This window comes from Puia dinghuensis (genome assembly GCF_014642875.1).
GTDB classification, from domain to species: domain Bacteria; phylum Bacteroidota; class Bacteroidia; order Chitinophagales; family Chitinophagaceae; genus Puia; species Puia dinghuensis.
Genome location: NZ_BMJC01000001.1, coordinates 959178 through 980093, shown reverse-complemented (window position 1 = coordinate 980093; position 20916 = coordinate 959178). Strand labels below are relative to the sequence as shown.

General features: G+C 52.3%; 19 protein-coding genes. 9 read left to right on the top strand and 10 right to left on the bottom strand.

The annotated features are described in order from the left end of the window. Positions 1–22: 22 nt before the first annotated feature. The 7 genes from IEY39_RS03855 to IEY39_RS03825 all read right to left on the bottom strand — a co-directional run bounded on the left by IEY39_RS03855 (position 23) and on the right by IEY39_RS03825 (position 12753). Positions 23–1714 (bottom strand): NADPH-dependent assimilatory sulfite reductase hemoprotein subunit, encoded by a 1692-nt coding sequence (locus IEY39_RS03855; RefSeq protein WP_188928709.1) that lies wholly within the window; start codon positions 1712–1714, stop codon positions 23–25. A 7-nt stretch (positions 1715–1721) separates the two neighbouring features. Then, positions 1722–3455 carry a diflavin oxidoreductase gene (locus IEY39_RS03850; protein WP_188928707.1) on the bottom strand — a complete coding sequence of 578 codons (1734 nt, stop codon included), beginning with the start codon at positions 3453–3455 and terminating at the stop codon, positions 1722–1724. Further along, positions 3449–4273, bottom strand: coding sequence for a uroporphyrinogen-III C-methyltransferase (gene cobA, locus IEY39_RS03845; RefSeq protein WP_188928705.1), 825 nt, complete (start codon positions 4271–4273; stop codon positions 3449–3451). The genes IEY39_RS03850 and cobA overlap by 7 nt, the downstream gene beginning before the upstream one ends. A 4-nt stretch (positions 4274–4277) precedes the next feature. Then, a complete protein-coding gene (locus tag IEY39_RS03840; RefSeq protein ID WP_188928703.1) occupies positions 4278–5519 on the bottom strand; it encodes a sulfate adenylyltransferase subunit 1 in 1242 nt (413 codons plus the stop codon). A gap of 12 nt (positions 5520–5531) precedes the next feature. Then, complete coding sequence (gene cysD, locus IEY39_RS03835) at positions 5532–6449, bottom strand: sulfate adenylyltransferase subunit CysD (RefSeq protein ID WP_188928701.1); 918 nt, start codon at positions 6447–6449, stop codon at positions 5532–5534. Positions 6450–6462: 13 nt separating this feature from the next. Then, entirely contained in the window at positions 6463–7197 is a 735-nt protein-coding gene (locus tag IEY39_RS03830; protein ID WP_188928699.1) for a phosphoadenylyl-sulfate reductase, read from the bottom strand. 213 nt (positions 7198–7410) lie between these two features. Further along, the gene (locus IEY39_RS03825) at positions 7411–12753 is read right to left on the bottom strand and encodes a S8 family serine peptidase (protein ID WP_188928697.1); all 5343 of its coding nucleotides are present in this window, start codon (positions 12751–12753) and stop codon (positions 7411–7413) included. A 305-nt stretch (positions 12754–13058) separates the two neighbouring features. On the opposite strand from IEY39_RS03825, the gene IEY39_RS03820 reads away from it, so the two are divergent. The 8 genes from IEY39_RS03820 to IEY39_RS03785 all read left to right on the top strand — a co-directional run bounded on the left by IEY39_RS03820 (position 13059) and on the right by IEY39_RS03785 (position 17784). Then, on the top strand, positions 13059–13520 hold the full coding sequence (locus IEY39_RS03820) for a hypothetical protein (protein WP_188928695.1): 462 nt from the start codon (positions 13059–13061) through the stop codon (positions 13518–13520). Between the two features lie 98 nt (positions 13521–13618). Then, complete coding sequence (locus IEY39_RS03815; protein WP_188928693.1) at positions 13619–13759, top strand: hypothetical protein; 141 nt, start codon at positions 13619–13621, stop codon at positions 13757–13759. 14 nt (positions 13760–13773) lie between these two features. Next, positions 13774–14286, top strand: a complete 513-nt coding sequence (locus IEY39_RS03810) for a hypothetical protein (protein WP_188928691.1) — start codon at positions 13774–13776, stop codon at positions 14284–14286. A 51-nt stretch (positions 14287–14337) separates the two neighbouring features. Further along, positions 14338–14601, top strand: a complete 264-nt coding sequence (locus IEY39_RS03805) for a hypothetical protein (RefSeq protein WP_188928689.1) — start codon at positions 14338–14340, stop codon at positions 14599–14601. Continuing rightward, positions 14598–15212: a hypothetical protein gene (locus tag IEY39_RS03800; protein WP_188928688.1), complete on the top strand. Its 615-nt coding sequence runs from the start codon at positions 14598–14600 to the stop codon at positions 15210–15212. The genes IEY39_RS03805 and IEY39_RS03800 overlap by 4 nt, the downstream gene beginning before the upstream one ends. Positions 15213–15266: 54 nt before the next feature. Then, positions 15267–15683 carry an RDD family protein gene (locus tag IEY39_RS03795; RefSeq protein WP_188928686.1) on the top strand — a complete coding sequence of 139 codons (417 nt, stop codon included), beginning with the start codon at positions 15267–15269 and terminating at the stop codon, positions 15681–15683. Between the two features lie 111 nt (positions 15684–15794). Beyond that, positions 15795–16934: an acyltransferase family protein gene (locus IEY39_RS03790; RefSeq protein ID WP_188928684.1), complete on the top strand. Its 1140-nt coding sequence runs from the start codon at positions 15795–15797 to the stop codon at positions 16932–16934. Positions 16935–16974: 40 nt separating this feature from the next. Next, positions 16975–17784, top strand: a complete 810-nt coding sequence (locus tag IEY39_RS03785) for a Cof-type HAD-IIB family hydrolase (protein ID WP_188928681.1) — start codon at positions 16975–16977, stop codon at positions 17782–17784. An 8-nt stretch (positions 17785–17792) separates the two neighbouring features. Here the strand turns inward: IEY39_RS03785 and IEY39_RS03780 are convergent, their stop codons facing one another. The 3 genes from IEY39_RS03780 to IEY39_RS03770 form a co-directional block, all read right to left on the bottom strand. Further along, positions 17793–18422, bottom strand: coding sequence for a response regulator (locus tag IEY39_RS03780; RefSeq protein ID WP_188928679.1), 630 nt, complete (start codon positions 18420–18422; stop codon positions 17793–17795). 81 nt (positions 18423–18503) lie between these two features. Beyond that, a complete protein-coding gene (locus tag IEY39_RS03775; protein ID WP_188928677.1) occupies positions 18504–19133 on the bottom strand; it encodes a hypothetical protein in 630 nt (209 codons plus the stop codon). Continuing rightward, on the bottom strand, positions 19124–19639 hold the full coding sequence (locus IEY39_RS03770) for a hypothetical protein (protein ID WP_188928675.1): 516 nt from the start codon (positions 19637–19639) through the stop codon (positions 19124–19126). Before IEY39_RS03770 ends, IEY39_RS03775 begins: the two co-directional genes overlap by 10 nt. A 265-nt stretch (positions 19640–19904) precedes the next feature. Between IEY39_RS03770 and IEY39_RS03765 the strand changes: the two genes are divergently transcribed. Further along, a complete protein-coding gene (locus IEY39_RS03765) occupies positions 19905–20906 on the top strand; it encodes a helix-turn-helix domain-containing protein (protein ID WP_188928673.1) in 1002 nt (333 codons plus the stop codon). Positions 20907–20916 lie beyond the last annotated feature (10 nt).

Genomic DNA, 20916 nt, shown 5'->3' with positions numbered 1-20916 from the left:
AGGCGGACGGTCATTATTTTTTTTATGGTTTATACCAGCGTTGGCGCAGGGCGAAATCCCCGAACCTTTCCCCGGTGATGCGTTCTTTTTTGTAGAGCCAGAACAGGAGGTCCAATTCCCGCAGGATGGCGGTCTCATCCAGGTTCTCTTTATAGAGGCGATTGAGCCGGGTGCCTTCGTGGTCGCCTCCCAGGTAGAGATTATAGTGCCCCATCGCGGTGCCGACAAAACCGATCTCGGCGGCATAGGGCCGGCCGCAGCCATTGGGGCAGCCGGTCATCCGGATGATGATCTCTTCGGTGCTCAGCTCATGCCCGGCCAGCAGCCTTTCGATATGGTCGAGGAGGCTGGGCAGATAGCGTTGCGATTCCGCCAGGGCCAGTCCACAGGAGGGGAGGGCAACACAGGCGATGGAATTCTTTCGGATGGCGGAGGCGGCTTCGGTATGTTGGATGAGCCGGTATTTTTCCAGGATGCCGTTGATGAGGGCTTTGTCTTTTTTCCGGATATCAGCCAAGATGATCTTTTGGTTCACCGTGAAACGGAAATTGGCTTTTTTTGTCTCCGCTACTTCCAGCAGGGCCGTCTTGAGTGCTACCTTTTCATCGTCCAGTACCCTGCCGTTCTCTACAAAGAGCGTATAGTGCCATAATCCCTTGTGATCCTGCTGCCAGCCAAAGCGTTCGGTGCGATCGTTAAACGTATACGGACGAGCATCTTCAAGCGCAAAGCCGGTGCGTTTTTCCAGTTCCTGCCGGTACCAGTCCGTCCCATATTTATCGACGGTATATTTGAGCCGGGCAAACTTGCGGTCGCTGCGGTTGCCATAGTCGCGCTGGATAGTGACAATCTCATAGACGGCTTTGAACAGGCGGTCGTCGGCGGGGACAAAACCGATCACCGTCGCCAGCCGTGGATAGGTCTCGGCATTTCCATGGGTTGCGCCAAGGCCGCCGCCGATGGCTATATTGAAACCTTTCAGCTGATTGTCTTCAATAATGGCGATGAGTCCAAGGTCGTTGGTAAGTACGTCCACGTCATTATTAGGCGGGATGGCGAGGCCGATCTTGAATTTACGGGGAAGATAGCGGTCCTGGTACAATGCATCGTCTTCTTCCTTCTTATCGGTGAGTCTTTCCTGGTCGAGCCAGATCTCGTAATAGGCATGTGTTTTGGGCAGCAGCAGCTTGCTGATCTTCGCCGCATAGGCATGCACCTGTTCGTGGATGGGCGATTGCAGCGGATTGGCCGTGCAGGTGACGTTGCGGTTGACATCGCCGCAGGCGGCGATGGAGTCCAGCGTGATGGCGTTGAAGGCGGCGATGGTCGGTTTGACATGGCTCTTCAGGATGCCGTGCAGCTGGATGGTCTGCCGGGTCGTGATCTTGATGACGCCGGTGGAGTGCTCTCCGGCGATGTGGTGGGTGGCGATCCATTGTTCGGGGGTAAAAAACCCACCGGGTACGCGCAGGCGGATCATAAAGGAGTAGAGGCGTTCGAGTTTCTTTTCCGCCCGCTCTTCGCGCCGGTCGCGGTCGTCCTGCTGGTACATCCCGTGGAATTTCACCAGCGACTGGTCGTCCTCGCTGATGGCGCCGGTGAGTTCGTCGCGCAGGCTTTCCGCCAGGGTGCCCCGGAGGCCGTCACTCTTTTGTTTTATCCTTTCTACCGGCGATAAGTTTTTTGTATCGGGTAATTGCTGTGTGTCGATCATACTACGATTAATATACATCTTTTACAAAACGGCCTGCTTCTTTCAATTCCTCCAGGTAGCTTTCCGCCTGGGCGGCGCTTTTCTGCCCTTCCTGCCGGATGATGGAGAGCAGGGTATCCTCCACGTCTACGCTCATGGGATTTTTTGCGCCGCAGAGGTAGACATGCGCGCCGGTTTCCAGCCAGTGATAGAGTTCGGTTGCCTGGCAGCGCATCTTATGCTGTACATAGACTTTCTCCACCTGGTCGCGGGAAAAGGCGGTAGTGATGCGGGAGAGCACGCCGGTCTTCACCCAGTCCTGGATCTCGGTCTGGTAAAGGAAGTCGGTGGTGAAATGCTGGTCGCCGAAAAAGAGCCAGTTCTTTCCCAGAGCGCCTTTACTGTCCCTTTCGGCTAAGAAAGACCGGAAGGGTGCGATGCCGGTGCCGGGGCCGATCATGATCACATCCTTATCCTCTGCCGGAAGCCGGAACTGCGAGTTATGGTGAACGTAGAATTCGACGGCATCACCCGGTCTCAGGTGTGACAGTCCATCCGAGCACAGACCATACTTGGTCTCGCCGTTGACGGAAAAACGGTCCCTGGCGACGGTGAGGTGGATCTCGCCGGAATGGGCTTCGGGCGAGGAAGAGATGGAATAGAGGCGTGGGGCGATGGGTTCGAGGATGCCCACGACAGCATAGAATTGATCGATATTCTTCACCGGGTAGATCTTCAGCAAATCGAGCAGGCTGATCTTTGTTTCAGGGATATCCTGTTTGACGATGCCGGCGTATTTGCTGACGACCCGTTCGGGCAGGTAGACGATATTCAGTTTCCGCTGCAGCAAATTCCGCAGGGTGTGCTCTTCCGAGCGGTGGAGCAGGGTCCTGTCCGCATCGGCGCCGGTGAGGGCGATGATTGCTTCGACGAGGGCCGCCGGATTAGCGGGGACGATACCGATGGCATCGCCCGGCTGATAGTCTACGTCTTCGGCGGTGATCTCCAGGTGGTGGGTCTGTTTGGCCGAGCCGCGATCGTTCAGGTTGATATTGGCCAGCACTGTGCCGGTGAAGATCTTTTTGCCGGTGGGGCGGACAGCAGCGGCAGGGGCTGCCGGCGCATGACTCGCAGGGGCGGCGGGATTGTTCAATTGCTGCAGCAAGGAGTCGATCCAGCTGCTGGCTTCCGCTTCATAATCCGTGTCGCATTTCCGCAAGGACAGGATGCGCTGCCCGCCTATCTTGTGCAATTGCTGGTCTACGTCTTCTCCTGCCTTGCAGAAAAGGGGATAGGAAGTATCTCCGAGGGCGAGGACGCTGTATTTGAGTCTGTCGAGCTTTAGTCCGTTCTGATGGATGTGGTCGTAGAATTTCTTTGCGGCGGCAGGCGGTTCGCCGTCACCCTGTGTGCTGATCACCGTAAAGAAGTATTCTTCCTTGGACAGATCGTTCAGCCGGTATTGTTCGAGACCTACCAGTTTGGCCTGGATGCCTTTCTTTTTTGCGCGGGCGGCGAAGTCCGTGGCTAATTTCTTTGCATTGCCAGTCTCGGTGCCATAGGCGATGGTGATCTTTGGCAGCGTACCGGTGGTGACGGGCGCTGCGGCTGGGGCCGGTTGCGGGGCAGCTGTGACGGGGGCAGCGGCGGGTGTGACCTGTGCAACGACACCGGCGAGATATCCACTCAGCCAGATGAGTTCCTCCCGTGAGGACCCGGCGATCAATTCCTGCATCAATGTCATTTTCGGTGTCGTCAGCATACTACTATCTTTTTTTGTTCTTGTACAGAAGGGAAATATTGTTCCCTGCTCCGGCTGTTGGCCAGCCATTGAAAGGAGGAGTGAAGGGCCGCAACGCGGCCCAAAATGACCAATGTGGGCGAGGCATACTCACTGCCTGCCGCAGCGGCAAGGTACTGGTGTACAGGCCAGGACGAAACCCGTTGCAGGGGGGTGGTCGCTTGTTCGATAACCGCTATCCAGCGGTCTTCCGCTATGCCTTCTTTTGCCAGCCGATGGACCAGTTGATCCAGAGGAGCGGAAGACATATAGAACACCAGGGTGTCGGGCGTATGAGCCAGTTCGTGCCAGTACTTCTCGTCGCCGGCATCGGGCTGGTAGCTCGTCAGAAAGCGTACGGATGCGGCATACCCTCTTGCCGTCAGCGGGATACCGGCATAGGCGGCGGCGCCGAGGGCCGCGGTGACGCCGGGTACCAGTTCGTAGGGAATGCCATGGCTGGAAAGCGTCTCCAGCTCATCGAGCACATTGGAGAAGATGGAAACGTCGCCTCCTTTGAGCCGGACAACCAGGCGGCCTTCCAGGGCATGTGTGACCAGTAATTGGCTGATCACGGATTGCGGCGTGGAGGCATTATTGTGATATTGTTTGCCAACGGAAATGATCAGGGCGTCCGGGCGGGTATATTCCGCCAGGATGTCCGGGCTCACCAACCTGTCGGCGACGACGACATCTGCCTGTTGCAGGTAGCGCAGCGTCTTGAGGGTGAGCAGCTCGGGGTCACCCGGGCCGGCGCCGGCGAGGATCACTTTACCGATATGGATGGAGTCGAGATTCATTTTTTTACTGTATCATGCAGGCGCCAACGGTTACATAACTGGTTTCGTCTATAAGGATAGCTCCGCCGCCTGCGGGTAGGTCGCTATAGCCATCAAATGGCAGAGGAGAGGATGTTCGAATGGTGGCCCTTACCACGTCATTAAGTCCGGCCTGTCCGGGTGACCATTGCTTTTCGAGGGTGTTTACATCCAGCCGGTATTGGATGTCCCGGACGACGCTGCGTACACTCCGGCTGCCCAGCTGCAACACGTATTTGTTGCCGGGGGTCAGGGTCTTATTGTCCATCCAGCAGAGCAGGACATCGAATTCCTGGTCTACCCGCGGCAGCTGTGCGCCATTGACCAACAGATCGCCTCTGCTGATGTCGATATCGTCTTCCAGCTGGATGATGACGCTTTGCGGGGCGAAGGCTTCTTCGACCTCCCGGCCACCCAATTCTATCGTTTTGATGCGGCTGGTATGACCCGCCGGCAGGATGGTGACGGTGTCACCTTTGCGGTAGGTGCCGCTGGTGATCTTTCCGGCGTAGCCGCGGTAGTCATGGAGGTCGTCCGTCTGAGGCCGGATGACGTATTGCACGCCGAAGCGACCCCGTTGCAGATCGGTATCATTCTGCACCTGCACTGTCTCCAGCAATTCCAGCAAGGCCGGTCCGTCATACCAGGGCATGTTGGGGCTCCGGTCGACGATATTGTCCCCTTTCAGGGCGCTGATGGGCAGATAGGTGACGTCTTTCAGCTGCAGGGTCCTGGCCATCTCCGCATAGTCGATGAGAATATCATTATAGCGGTCTTGCGAATAATCTGCGAGATCCATCTTGTTAACGGCAACGACTACATGGCGAATATTCAAAAGAGAGGCAATAATAGAATGCCGGCGGGTCTGTTCGACAACGCCATTACGGGCATCAACGAGAATAATGATCAGGCTGGCGTTGGAGGCGCCGGTGACCATATTGCGCGTATACTGGATATGCCCCGGTGCGTCGGCGATGATGAATTTCCGCCGTGGCGTCGAGAAATATTTATAGGCGACATCGATGGTGATGCCTTGTTCGCGTTCGGCCCGGAGTCCGTCGGTAAGCAGCGCCAGGTCGATCTCGCCGTCCTCTTTGTTCTTGCTCTGCTGTTCGAGCGCGGCTAATTGATCGGCCAGGATGCTCTTGCTGTCGTACAGGAGCCGGCCGATGAGTGTGCTTTTCCCGTCGTCTACACTACCTGCTGTTATAAATCGGAGTAAGTCCATTGTAGTTGTTTTTTAAAAGTAACCGTTCTTCTTCCTGTCTTCCATGGCGGCTTCCGAAACTTTGTCATCGATGCGGGTCTCGCCGCGTTCGCTGGTGCGCGTGGCCGTAATCTCCCGGATGATATCGTCGATCGCCGAAGCGGAGGATTCCACGGCCGCGGTACAGGTCATATCGCCAACGGTACGATAGCGCACCTTTCGACGCTGGACTGTGTCAGAAGCATCCAGCCTGATAAAAGGAGACACGGCTACCCACTGGCCTTCGTAATCGATGACTTCCCGTTCGTGAGCGAAATAGATGGATGGCAGGGCGATGTTCTCCCGCCGGATATAGTTCCAGATATCCAGTTCTGTCCAGTTGCTGATGGGGAATACCCGGACGTTCTCACCCTTACGGATACGGCCGTTGTAGATGTTCCAGAGTTCGGGCCGCTGACGTTTGGGGTCCCAGCCGCCAAACTCATCGCGAACGGAGAAGATCCGTTCTTTCGCCCTTGCTTTCTCTTCGTCACGGCGGGCGCCGCCGATGCAGGCATCGAAGCCAAATTCCTCGATTGTGTCGAGAAGGGTAAAGGTCTGTAAGGCGTTGCGGCTGGCGAACTTGCCTCGGGGCTCTGTCAGCTGCCGCTTGACGATGGTGTCCTCCACCTTCCGGACGATGAGTTTCTCGCCGATGCGGTCTGCCAGCTCATCCCGGAAGGTCAACGCTTCGGGGAAGTTATGCCCGGTGTCGATATGCACCAGGGGAAAGGGGAATTTGCCAGGACGGAAGGCCTTTAGTGCCAGGTGAACCAGGGTAATGGAGTCCTTTCCGCCGCTGAACAACAGGGCCGGGCGCTCGAATTGTCCCGCCACTTCACGGAAGATATGGATGGACTCGGATTCCAGCTGGTCGAGATAGTCTAATCGGTATTTCGCTTCGTTGCTCATAAATATCTATATCTTATGACGCGGTGTGCAGACCGCATTCTTTTTTACTATTATCTTCCCACCACCATCTCCCGGCCCGGAAATCCTCACCGGGTTTTATGGCGCGGGTGCAAGGCTGACAGCCGATGCTGACAAAACCTCTGTCGTGAAGGGGATTGTATGGGACATTATGCTTATCGATATACTCCCTGACAGCCGCCGTATTCCAAAGTAACAAAGGATTGTACTTGAGGATGCGGTTGCCTTCGTCCCATTCGAGAATCTGGTGGTCTTTCCGTTCGGGCGAGTGTTCTGCGCGCAGCCCGGTTACCCATACTGCCTGACCCTGCAGCGCCCTTTTCAACGGCTCCACTTTACGAATATAACAGCATTCCTTGCGATTATCGACCGACTCATAAAAGGCATTCGGCCCTTTTTCATTCAGATAGCGCTCGAGCAGCTGTCTGTCGGGGTAATACGCCTGAACTCTGGCGCCATATTTCTCATTAGTGGCGCTCCATACGGAATAGGTTTCTGCAAAGAGGCGGCCCGTGTCCAGCGTAAAGATGGACACCGGCAACTCCGCGGAAAGAATATGATCGGCAATCACCTGGTCTTCAATGCTAAAACTCGTCGAGAAACATACCTGCCCGGGAAAACGGGCGGTCAGTGCCGTGAGCGCATCCCCTATTTCGAGCCCGTCTATTAATCCACTAATTGAGTAGAGTATTTGGGTGGGCAAATTTGTTGTATCTGTCGTTAATTTCATGATCCGGTGGTGGTGGTTGATTCTGAAATGCCTGTGCAGGCGGTGGTGGTAGATGTCTGGGGATCAACAACAACAGCAACAACAAGACTTGTTGTTGGAAGCGAAGGAGAGATACAGAGTGCAGAATGAATGCGTTGTCATGTTATTGTCTACCATTGTTGTGGACAAAGATAGGACATATACATAAAAAATCACTATCCCGCGCTAATTTTTTTATTTTATTAAGATTTTTTGTAGTGTGACCCCGGAATCGGTGTCCACCTGGAGGAAGTAAATGCCCGTTGCCACACTGCCGACATGCAGGGTATTGAGGGTGCCTTTGAGCTCTTCCTCGAGGATAACCTTGCCGGCAACGTCGATCAGCCGGACGCGTCGGGCATTAGCCGCAGTATTGATGTGGATCAGCGCATGAGGCACGGGATTGGGGTAGATGACGACACCGCCCGAGGGGCCCTGGACGCTTCGGACGGGGGAATAGGTATAGCTGCCATTCTGGTTCACTTCCCTTAGCCGGTAATAGTTGGTCCCGGTGTCCAGGTGGGTATCCGTATATTGGTAGCTATGAAGGCCGGCGCCATTTCCCGCTGCGGCGACGGAGTCGAGGGCGGTGAAATGGATGCTGTCGGTACTCTTTTCGATGACAAACCTGATGATGCCATAGGCTTCGGTGGTGCTCCATTGCAGCAGGCCATCACCACCGGAATTCACCGCGGTGAAGGACAGGGTCATGACGGGAGGTTTGGCGCTATCCGTCGGTTTGCTGCTGTTGATCCAGAATTCGGAGAACCCGTTGACCTGGTATTCTGCATAATAGCCGTTGTCGTTGGGGATGATGCTGACTTGTGCATGCGGCGCATGGAATTGGAAGACCCCGACGCTGTCGTTGAACAACGTGCTGTCCTCTTCTGCCGGGTAGGGGCTGCTGAATTGCGTGACGCCGGATTGATAGGCGTCGGGGATGGTCTTGCAGGCGGGACAACCCGTGGCGTTGATGAGCTTGACCGCTTCGCTGTCCAGGAAGTAATACCGGATGCCGACATTGCTGTCGGGCTGGTTGGCGGGCTGGATCACCAGATCTCTGTCGAGGAAGTATTGGGTCGAATCGTGACGGACGGATGCTGTATTGTTGAAGAAGACCTTTACGTTGGTGAGGCCGAGGTTCTGACCGTTGGGATTAATGGATGCGACGCGATGGCCGCCAATGTCGAAATTGATCCAGCTGCTGCCGCTGACGGGCAGGGCGAGGCTGTCATCGGCGCCTTTGTAAACGGAAGCCTTGTCGAAGACATGGACATCGTCGACACCAATCCCTTCATAGGTAGTGGCGGGGTCGCTGCTCATCACGATGCGGAACCGTACCTTGGGCGCATTCACCGGAACATCATAGCTGCTGACATGCCATTTGGTATAGGATTTCTGCCAGGACTGTTTGAGGCTGTCGTCATACCAGTTGGTACCTGAGCCGACACTGCCCAGCTTTATCCAGTTGACCCCATCGGTGGTATACTCTGCCCAGTGGTAATCGCAGTCACAGTCGTCTTCCGTCCGAAAGATATGGCTAAAGGAGAAGACAGGGCTGGTGAGACTGCTCAGGTCGAAACACGGTGAATAGAGATAGGACAGCTCGTTGTTTTTATAGTCTCCGGTGAGGCTGGTGACCCAGCAATTTGATCCGTTGGCGGCTTTGTTGATGATCGTCTTCTGCGGCGCGCCCCATTGCCAGCTGCTGTTGATGCCGCCGGTGTACCAGTTGCCGTCACTGCTCTCGAACCCTTCCAGGTAGGGGAAGGTGGAGATCAGCGGCGAGGTCCGGATGATCAGGGTAGGCAGGGTGTCGTTTAGCGAATAGGTATCCCCGGGGTAGTGCACCCAGGCAGTGATGGTATACGCCTGATAAGCGGACATATCTGCGGTGTGGGTAAAGGTATAGACGATGGAATCGCCCGCGTTGATGGACGGGATGGTCTCGCTCACCGTTGTGCCGTTGATCGAGTAGGTCACCGGAATATTGGTGGCGGTGAGATTGCTATAGTTTCTTACCCGGACGCTTATGGCGGTTGTGGCCGATAGGGCGCACTCATTGATAGGATCGGGGGTAACAAGCGCACGGACCCCGATATCGTTCACGCCCCTGGTAAGGGTGATGTCGTCGAAGATATAGCCGTTGTCCAGCGTTCCGTCGGTGACGACATCATTGGTGGAAGTATAGCCTTGTTCGCCAAATTTGACCTGGAAGCTGCTGCCCAACGCCTGGACGGGTGTGGCTTTCTTCAGCATTCCCGTGATGTCGATATGCGCCGATGGCTGGTAGATGCCGATGTTGCTGATACTGGTGTCCAGGATATAGGCGGGCAGCCAGGCTGCCTGGTCATTCCCCCGGATCCAGACCTTATTGGCGCTGAAGCCGGTGTCGTTACCCTGGTTGCGGTAATAGAAATCCAGCCAGACCTGGTCGCTTGTGGTGTAACTGGACAGGTTGAAGGTCATGATCAGGCTGTCGGCGGCGGTCACCGTTGCGGCATGCGCCTGGTCAAGCGTTGCGCAGCGGTTGCCCGTGCGGGCAAACCCGGTGTTGACGAATGTCCTTGCCCGGCCATTGGTGTTGCTGGCGAAGAAGTCGCAGCGGTCGAGCCCGGTGAATCCCCGCGTGGGATTAGTATAAGTGCCTGCTGCAGCCGATTCAAAACCCTCGGTGAAGGAATAGCTGAGGGTGATGGGGGCATTGGTCAGCTGACTGATCACTGTGGTCAGGGTATCGTTGCCCAATTGCGGGTCGCCGGGATAAGATACCCACACCTGCAGGGTGTATGTTCCGGGCGCCGAAAAGTCGGCGGTATGGGTGAACGTATAATTCGATGTTCCGCCGTTGGCAGCAATGACATTGGTATTCGTCTCGCTGACGGGAGTACCCCCATTGATGCTGTAAGACATGGTGAAGTGTGAACCCGAAGGAATGGTACCCAGGTTCTTAACCTCCACCTGGATAGGAGTGGTGGCGGTAAGTTGCGTGGAAGTGAAGAGCCGGCCGGTAGTGAGGCCGATGAGCGAATCCACGGTATAGTCGTTGTCCAGGGCGCTGAGGGAACAGGCTCCGCCGGAAGGAGAGACTTGCACGGAAATCGACCGCCGGCCCGAAAAGGTGCCGCTGACGGCCCTTACTCCCAGCCAGTAGGTGCTGTCCCGGCTGAGATTGCCCAGCAGGTAGCTTGTACTGCTGGTGTTGCCGACTTTGACCATCGTATCGCCGATGAGCTGCAGGATGTCATAGCTTGTCGCCGATGGGATAGCGGCCCAGCTCAACTGCGCATAGCCCTGACAGGGGTTGGTGACATTGACAAACGGTTGCCCGAGAATGGTAAACGGATAGGTGCTCTGGTCGCTGACGCCGGTGCCGTTACGGGTGACACGGATAAGGGCCTGGTTGGTCACTACGCTTGGGGTGTTCCATTTATACAACCGGCTGGTGGAAGGCACTGCATTGTTGATGGTGGTCCAGGTAGTGCCGTTGTCGATGCTATAATCGATGGTAAAAGTGTTTGAACTTCCGTCGTTGGCGTCCCAGCGGATATATTCGTTGTACAGGGGAACCCAGGTCTCGTTGCCAACCGGATATTCCAGGGTCAGTGTAGGCTGGACGAACTGGTAGACGATGACGAAGGGCTGTGGCCCATAGGGGACGCTGGTTCCGTTGATGGCGAGGTTGTAGGTCCCACCGGTGGGGTGGTTGATCACCACCTGTTCGATATTGTTGATGCTGTCCACTCCTTCCACGGCATTGTCTTTGACATGGGCCGGGGCGGGATTCAGGACAAGCGGATGATGCAGGGTAGAAGTGGGATCCGTCACCGTCAGATCGAGATTATTTACAAGGGCGGTTGCGGAATAGGGCGCTGCCGGATAGTCTGCCCAATAGAGCATGACCCGCAGTTGCGCCAGGCCAGAGGGCACCGGCAGGCCGAAGCTGAGGTTGCCGCCATTGCTTATCGAATTGAAACCGAATTGCCCGCCTTCCATCGCCTTCACGGCGGCAAGGCCGTTGATCGAACCATAGCCGAACACAAAGTCCGGACCGGGATTGCCCAGGTCGGTCGCCGTATTACAGACCAGCGCCTTTAGCAGGGGAGCGGGTGCGTCGCTGCCATACAATTGACGATAACGCTCTTCGAGCAGCGCGATGGTACCGGCGACGGTGGGACAGGCCATGCTCGTACCCCATCCCTGGGCATAACTGTTATTGGGAACGGTCGAAGTAATGGCCGAGCCGCCCGCGACGATCTCCGGTTTCACCCGGCCGTCGAGCGTGGGCCCGCAACTCGAGCCATTGTTGATGATATAGTTGTTATAATCATCGATGTTGCCTACCACCAGCGTATTCTTTGACGACTGGTAGCCTGATTTGATGGTACCGTATTGCAGGGGGTAAGGACTACAGGTACTGGAGCCGTCATTGCCGGAAGCAAAGCTATGCAGGAGGTATGGGTATTGCCAGGAAAGCCCGTCGACATAGTAAGCGAGCGGGTCGTATTCCCCTTCATACAAACAGCCGCCGGGATAGTAGGTGTAGGAATTGCTGGTCAGCACCATGTCGTAGTCGTTGACATAGGTGGAGGCATTGTGCAGGATATCGTCGAAGAACTGGCTGATGATAGTGGAGCGCGGCGCCATGCCCTGGTACATCGGGTTAACGATGCCGCCGCCGCCAACCGTACCCGAGACATGGGTCCCATGAAAGTTGGCGGCTTGGGAGTTGCGTTCGATTAGCCGGCCTTTGAAGTCGATATGGGTGGAAGGGTCGGAGTCGTCACCGACGCCCACGACCACCCCGTCGCCCAGGAGATGTCTGCCGGAAGTGGCTCCAAGCGCATCTGCGCCATGGGCGCCCCGGTTGTTATAATTCAATATCCTTGGTTTCATGGGCTGGGAGGCCAGGAAGCTGACATAGGGTAGGTCGGATAGTCTTTGCAGAACCGTGGCATCCGGCACCCTTACAAAAAGCACGCGGGGGGGCTTCAGCTTTGCCGGCTCGATAACGGCTCCCGTGGCGGTGATCCCTTTATGCACCTCCTCGATCGGGATGTTGCCGAAATAACCCACGGCGACCAGTTTGTCGGGGTCGTGGAGATATTCCTGTAAGTTATCACGAAGGCGTTGGGAGATTTTGAAGGCGGAAGGCAACCGGAAAATGCCGCTTACCGCATATCGCTTCAATTCATCCGTTGCAAAACTTTCCCGGACTTCCGCGAGATAAGTCCTGTCGGCTACATAATCGAAGAGCCGCACACCGGCGCCGGCCATCTCCGCACGGTGGAGGGAATCCGGCAACAGGTCGAACTGGACCAGAACATAATATTGACCGTTGAAATGGGCCGCACGCAGCGAATCCCTGCGTAGGGTGCCATTGGCGATATTCCTTTGAGCTTTGAGAAGGCCATTCCTGAAATGAACACCCCCGGGAGGCAGCTTCTTTCCCTTCTGGGCATGCACAGTCAGCAGCAGGAGTAATAAGGGAAAAAGAAAAAGGGAAAGGCGCGTGGTATGTAACGTTTTGGTTATCAACTTCTTCGGAATGGATTTGTAGAGGTTGTTGCTGCCTGAGGGTCCATCATAAAACGCGGAAAAGGTGCAGATATTTTATTTATACCTTTTTTTTCGGCGGCAGGGCTAGATTTATTCGTCGTGCTCGATTTACTGATAGCCGCGTCGTTTTCTCTTATGGCCGTGCAGTAATCTGTCTGCATAGTATCGGACTTTGTGGTGCGATGCAAAAAATTGACGATGAAGTGCTTTTACTTTATCCGTATATTTCCTAAGTTCGATGCATTATATTACCCTAACTATAACCTATAATCGATGTTCGTACCATGAAAATATGGCTGTTTATAGTTGCCGCCCTTGTTTTGATGTTTGGTGGATGCTATGTATATGCTTTGATCACAGCAAAACCGCACTGGGTCTATTTGCATAGCCTGGGCAACGATGGTAAAACGCTGACAGTGTTTTATCCCAAAGTGTTTATGGACAACAATGAAATGTACATTATTCCCGGAAAATGGACTTCGTCGTCTCTGCCTGACACCAATTATGTAAAAACTCATCCCAATTCACAAATGGCTTTACAGGTCAATTGGCTACCCAATGATGGTCGGGATCTAAAGTTTGAATTTCCGATAAAAAATGACAACTATGAGATTCATCTCGATACGAGCCGGTATATGGTATTTGACTTCATAGATAAGGGGGATACTTTTCACTCCCCGAAATACCGGGGATTTGAATATTATGAATGGATAACAGGTGGGCCGAATGATCATTCACCCAAATGAAACATGGAACAATGCAGATGAAACACATTTTTTCTAAGTACAAGCGGGTGTGGATGATTCTTTTAGTTGTTGGCATGGGCATATTGTTTCGTTACCAAATGACTAATCCGGACAACTACATCAAGGAAATTAAAAGGGGTTATGAAGGAGTGATCATCGACAAATATATACCCGATATGATCCGAAACGATCACCGGTGGCCGGCCGAATGGAAGGATAAATGGCTGCAGAGTAAGTAGTTAAATATCGATTTATGTCTAAATTCATAAGGTTAATGCTGTTTATCGGAATTATTGTAATCGCCTATGGCTTTCTTTGCCGGCCTTTACATGTCGATTTCTTTTGGGAGAGTGACACTTTTGGTTGGGTTGTTTTTATCATCGGTCTTGCACTTTTACTGGTCAAAAGGATTAAAGTAAAAAGAGAAACAGGCAGGAAGGCCATTGGGGAAAAAATAGGCGTAGGGCTATCGCTGCTGGCGATTGTTCTTATAGTAATAATCAATATTGTCATGAACAATTCTGATGCGGTGCGGACCGCCAAGAATTATATATTGACCAATGATTCCCTGAAACGGGAAATGGGGGATATCCGGGGGTTTGGGTTTACCTACTCCGGGGGTATGGAGGTTTCTTCCGATCAGGGTGGTGAGGAAGGGTCTGCCGACATAAGCCTGATCGTAAAGGGAAGCAAAAAATTCAGGGATTTGGAAGTTTACGTGGTAAAGGAAAAAGGCGGTGATTGGAAGGTTGAAAATATTCATTAATGGCCAATATGGTTCCCATATGTTGAAATTGCTCATAGAATAGCTTCTCAAATGAATAATGGATTAGTCGTGGTTGTTGATTTACTCTTCTTAATAAAATTTTTAACCCATTTTTATTTAGAACTGAGTAATGGAGAAGATTTACTGGCTATGAATTTTAAAAGCATGGCAGCCCTTCGTTTCTTCAAATTTTACAGCCGTGACGAGAATGGGGCTAATAAAATAATCAAGCTCATTTGCAATGTGTCTTATTTGCTGGCCATTCTATTGTTTGTACCGATGATCATTTCGCAAAAAATAACCCCTCTCAAATGAAAAACATCCTCCTTCCATTGTTCTGCACCCTTTTCCTGTTTGGCCGGGCCCAGCACATGTCCATGCCCAATTATCACTACACCCCCCAAACCCCCAGGATCTTTTCGCCTTTCTCGATGTACAATAACTATGGGTATTATGGAACGGTAAGCCAGAAACATCGCTTTATGGTTCTGCTGAAAGACAGCACGTCGCTGCTGATCACCGCAAAGATCGAAGCCGACTCGACGTCGCGCTTCCTTGTGTATACGGACAGGTCTGTAAAGCGTTCGGACTCGGGGCGTACCAAACGCATCTATCCCACCCAAACCCTTTCCATTTCGCGGCTGGACAAATCCGGCGTAACGGAATATAAAGGTCTGCCGGCGGATAGTTGCTGGCTCTTCCCGGCCATTCAGGGCCCTCTAAGTGCGTACGCTGCATTGGCGGAGGATGAAATCGACGATGAGTTTCTGTTGTATATCCGGCAGGGCGAGGGCCCTATGATCAGGCTTACCGCTGAGAGCCTGGAAGCCATCGTCAAAGACAATGAAAAGGCGGAAAGCCTGCTGAAGAAAAAGAAATATTCCCGCGCAATCAACAAATACAACGACGCAACAGCAAAGCCGTAGAGCTATGACATTTAAGAGGACGGAATCACTCACCAAAAATATTAAAATATGATAATGAAGCGCGGCGCCGCCTACGTTATTGATTTCTTTTTTGGAACTGCTTTGTTTGACGTTTATTTCCAGATATTTAAACATAAGAAAGCTGCAGGGGAGGAAGTCGTACATGGTCCTGTTGCTATTCTGGCATTTATCGTTTCCTATTACGGCTATTACATTGTCATGGAATATTTCCGAGGACAAACGATCGGCAAGAAGGTGATGCGATTGAAGGTTATAAAGTCAGACGGTTCTCGTTTGACCCTGACGGATGTAATAAAAAGGCATTTATTCGACTTGGTTGAATCCGTATGCTGTGTTTTTCTGGCCTTTATAGTAATGATCTCCAATAACAAGGGTAAAAGAATCGGCGATTTCATAGCCAATACCGAGGTAGTCGATGCTCGAAATGTTCCAGCCGTCCTTCCAACGTGAACGAGGACGCGACGGAAAGACGGAGACCCAAAATTAAAAATCGGTCGAAAAAGGGGAAAATAGTTCTTTAGCAGGCGAAAATAACCTATTTTCCCTCCTTTTAGTAGCAATATGACTCAAACAACTGCCTCCAACCGTTCGCTCGCTCTCGATATTTTCAGGGGGATGACGGTTTGCTTCATGATCATCGTTAATACGCCCGGTAGTGGGGCCATTCCCTTTTCTCCCCTGGAGCATGCGCGCTGGCACGGTTTCACCCCGACCGACCTCGTATTCCCATCCTTTCTGTTCGCCGTCGGCAATGCCATGAGCTTTGCCATGAAGAAATTCGAGACGATGTCCCAGGGCGCCGTTTTGGGGAAGATCATCAAGCGCACCCTCCTGATCTTTTTACTGGGGTATCTGATGTACTGGTTCCCCTTTTTCGGCCACATGCCGGATGGCAGCTGGGGACTGCGTCCTATTTCCCACACCCGCATCATGGGTGTACTGCAACGGATTGCCCTTTGCTATGGCATCGCCTCCCTGCTGATCTATTATTGCAAGCCGCGCACGGTGGTGGTCATTTCGGCTTTGCTGCTGATAGGATATTGGATCATCCTCCTGCTATTTCCGGTCCCGGGGGAGGACCCTTTCAGCATGACGGGCAATGCCGGCTACCGGCTTGACAAATTTATACTCGGAGAGGACCATATGTATCATGGGGAAGGCATCGCTTTCGACCCGGAAGGATTGCTCAGCACCCTGCCCGCCATCGTCAATGTCATCGCCGGGTATTTCACCGGTGTCTTTGTGGCCCGTAAGGGAAAGACGTATGAGGGGCTGGCCCAGCTGCTGCTTTGGGGATTCGGATGTTTGTTTGTCGCCTATGCCTGGAACTTCTGGTTTCCGGTGAACAAAAAGCTCTGGACAAGCAGCTATGTCTTTCTGACCGTGGGGCTCGACCTGGTGTTGTTGTCTTTCCTCATCTATGTCGTCGAATTCAAGGGGAAAAAGGCCTGGGGCTCGTTCTTTACCGTCTTCGGAAAGAACCCGCTGTTTATTTACCTGCTGTCAGAATTGCTTGCCACCGTCCTGTTCATCACTCCGGCAGCAGCGGGCCAGAGCGTTTTTGACTGGATCAACAAAGTGGTTTACCAGGCCCTGTTCCCTGGCGCTATCGGCTCTTTGCTCTTTGCCCTGTCGTATATGATGATCTGCTGGACGGTGGGAAAAATCCTCGATAAAAAGAAAATTTACATAAGAGTATAAGGTTGATGAGGCTTATCTTGCGGCCAAATTGTGTGTACGAATGTATAAAGCTGTATTCCTCGACATGGACGGCACTCTGCTGAGGTCTGACCATTCTGTTAGTGAAGAGACGATCAAAACCATCAAAACCCTTACGGCCAAAGGCATTCCGGTGATCCTCGTTTCGGCGCGGCCCCTCAATGCCGTCGTGCCCACCTTCCGCCGACTCGATCTGCCTGTGCATACGCCGGTGATCACTTTGAACGGCAGCTATATCGTTGAGAACGGACAACCCGTCTTCCAGGCGATGATCCCGCTGGAAACGACCACACAAGTGACCGAGCAGGTGAGACCTTTCAAGGCCACCATCGCTTACTATCTGCAACGGGAATGGTATTCGGAAGTGAAGGATGCGTGGACCGATCACGAACAAAAGATCATGGATGTGCCCATCGAAGTTGGTCCCATTGGCCGGCTGGTCGAAGGATGGTCGGCCCGGAAAATAGGCCCCAACAAGATGATGGTGATGAGCGAACCCGCGAATATAGCGATTATCCAGCAGCACCTGCGATCGCTCTACAACGGGCGGTTGAACATCTATCCTTCCAAGGCTACCTATCTCGAAGTAATGGATACCCGCGGCTCAAAATCCAACGGCGTCCGTTTTGTCAGCGAGCGGCTCGGCATCGCCCCTACGGAGATCGTCGCCATGGGGGATAATTACAACGACATCGAAATGATCCAATTTGCCGGCAAGGGGGTAGCTATGGGCAATGCTCCGGATGACATCAAGGCCATCGCTGATTATGTGACCGATACTAACAACAACGACGGAGTGAGGAAGGCGCTGGAGAAATTCTTCGATCTTTAGACTTTAGCCTATATGATTTCGTAGAGCCGCGCCAGGTTGATCAGCTCCACAGTGTTGGATATCTTCAATTTGTCTAAAATACGCGTTTTGTGCGTGCCTACAGTGGATTTGTGGAGGCTGAGGGTATTGGCGATCTCGGAGACCGAACTGCCTTTCAGCATTTGCAGCACCACTTCGAATTCCCGGTCGGACAAGTCTTCAAAGGGGTTATCCTTTAATTTCTTGGTCAATTCGCCGGAAAGTATCTCGGCCAGATTGTCGCTAATGTAGCGCTTTCCGCCCAACACCTTCTGAATGGCGTATTTTATCTCCGACTCTTTCGAGTATTTGTTGAGGTAACCGTGCGCTCCGATCTTCAAAAACCTTTTAGCAAAAAAGACTTCCTGGTTCATCGTGAAGATGATGATCTTCAAACCCGGATATTCTTTCAGGAGATAGGCCGTCAGACTGAAGGATTCGGTGTGCGGCATATTGATATCCAAGATCAGCAGATCGAAATGCGCTGATTTCATTTTTTTGATAACAGCTTCACCGTCTTCGGCCTCATCGATAGCAACATCCTTGATACAGCTGTTGATTAAAAGTTTTAGGCCGGCCCTGACGATGGAGTGATCATCTGCGATTAAGATATTCTGCATGTTCTTGTATTAAGGGAAACTGACCCAAATATAGAGGATATTAGTTATATTGGGAAGTCACAAAAAAAGGTTTCGTTCTTTTTATTTCACGGGCGCCTTGGCGTTGATGCCTTCCTTGTACTTTTTCACCGTGTTTAGCACTTTCAGGTATCGGGGAATGATGGTATGGAGCAGGAGGATATAGAAAGATACGGAGAGAAAGATCAGGATCAGCCATTTATACCAATCATTATTGCTGAGGGTCTTATAGGCACCGGTGCTGAGCCGGGACAGTAACCATTCCACCCCGAAGAGCAGGTAGAACCCGGCGATGGCGCTCACCAGCCGGAACGACAGGATATACTTGTCCAGGATCGTTTCCAGCTTGCCTAAAAAATTAAGCAGCGGCAGGGCAAGCAGGGTAGGGTAGTCGGCGAAGAGCAGCAGCCGGATATGAAAATACAGCGAATAGGTTAGGAGAATGAAAAGCAATCCCTGGGGATAGAGTTCGTTGCCATCCGCCAGCCACTGATGGCGAAACTGCCAGCTGTTCACCAGCCATAATACGAAGATAATGGCTATGCGTACGGTGAGCTTTTTCTTCAGATAGAAGGCATTAGACAAAGGATTCTTCACAACGATCTTTTCCAGGTCGGAGGACAGGACAGGTCTTTCTTCCATGGAAAGCTCGGGGAAACTGTTCCATTGCTGCAGCAACTTCTTTAGCTCCATATCAGTTTTTCCTTTAAGTAGGGAATGAAGTTCTTGCGGGCAGTTTCACTTTCCTTTTTTGCGGGGGCGGTCCGTTTGCTGATGTCGATGCCGGTGAGGCCGTTCATTTCCTCAGGCGATACCTTTTCAAATTCCATAAAGAGCCGAAACTTGTCAATATCGGAAACAGACCCCATTGTCTCCCGGAATTGACTTATACAGCGCTGATAATCAGGAGATTTAAATTGTATGGTCCGGTCGGCGGCGGGTTCCATTTCAAGGCTGATGGAATGCAGCGCTGCCATATTGATGCAGGCTCTCAGCAGCATGGTCTGTTTGTCCTCGCTGTTGGCCTTACGCGACCGGATGTTCTGGGAAGCGGCAGCAATGATGCTAGCAAAAAGATGTTGGTGTTCTTTGTAATTGTGGGCAAAAAGGCGGCAGATGGAGTATACCTTTTTGTGCTGGTTTTTTAGTAAAGAACGCAGGTCGGTATCCGGGCCGTCCTTTTTTGTAGAATTGTTCATAGCTGGGTATGGATTTTATGCATAAATCGGATCCGATAGTAAATTTTTCCAAAAATTCTTACTTTGGATAACCGATCGATACATTTTTATAACGTAAAAAGACCTTCGATTGGTATAACTAAGTATTTTTACCGGTGCATGTATAGTAAAAAAACTACCGTCAATTCATGCTTTTACTATAACAGCGAGAAGGGCTAATTGTATACCTTGTCGGTGATTAGTAGTAGGAGGAAGTTGCTATTGACAGGCGATTAAAACTTACGCAATGAGCTATGTATCTCTTGAAAATTCAGAATCCTTTCTGAAATGTTTTGAGGTGATCGCAGAAGACAAATCTTGTATCGTATCCGATTCGGTGCTTTATTTTTCTGGAAAAACAGGTAAAGGCTTTGCCACCGTCGCAGGTATCGCCACCGGCGTAGAGGTGTTGGCAATCAATGTTTCCATGCTGACGGAAGACCTGACCATCCGCTTCCTCCCTTCCCCCGAAGCTGCTTCCTATATCTTAGGTTTTGATGAAATAGAGATCCCCGGTAAAGGAGATAATGACATGGCTGTCAACCAACTGGGTGTTAGCAACGAAAGAGGGCACTCAGCCGTGTCCATTGCCGATGCGGCAAAGGGCAGAACTTTTGTCTTTCCCAAGGACAGGATCATCCGTTCGCTTATCGTCCGGGTCCGCAAGGCCAGCCTGGACCACCTGATCAAAGATTTCGATGCCGGCACTATAGCTACTATCCTGCAATCTCCCGATGGCCCGGTAACGCTTACCTGGCCTATCACGTTTAAATACCGTCTCCTTCTGAACGACTTCATGACGGAGATCGTGCAACACCCTTTCCGGGAGCTGTTCACCATTCGCAATATTTCGGTGCTCATCGAATATCTTCTCCAGCAATTTTTTGTGATGGACAAGCTCAGCAGGGATGGGAATGCTCTCAGTCTCCAGGATACTCACAGTCTTTCCCGGGTCGAACAGCATTTATGTCTGCATTATAAAAAGGAGTTCCCCGGCATCGAGAAACTGTCCCGCATTTCGGCGATGAGCCCCACCAGTCTTAAGACCAAATTCAAGAAATACTACGGCGAGACCCTCTTTGGATATTACCAGAAGAATAAATTGGAGCACGCCCGGAAGCTGTTGGACAATAAGGTGCCGGTAAAGGTGGTAGCTACCGAGATCGGTTATTCCAATCCTTCCCATTTCACGCTGGCTTTTAAGAAGGAGTACGGGTTCTCGCCCTGGCATTATCTAAACCCCCATTAAGCAAATACCT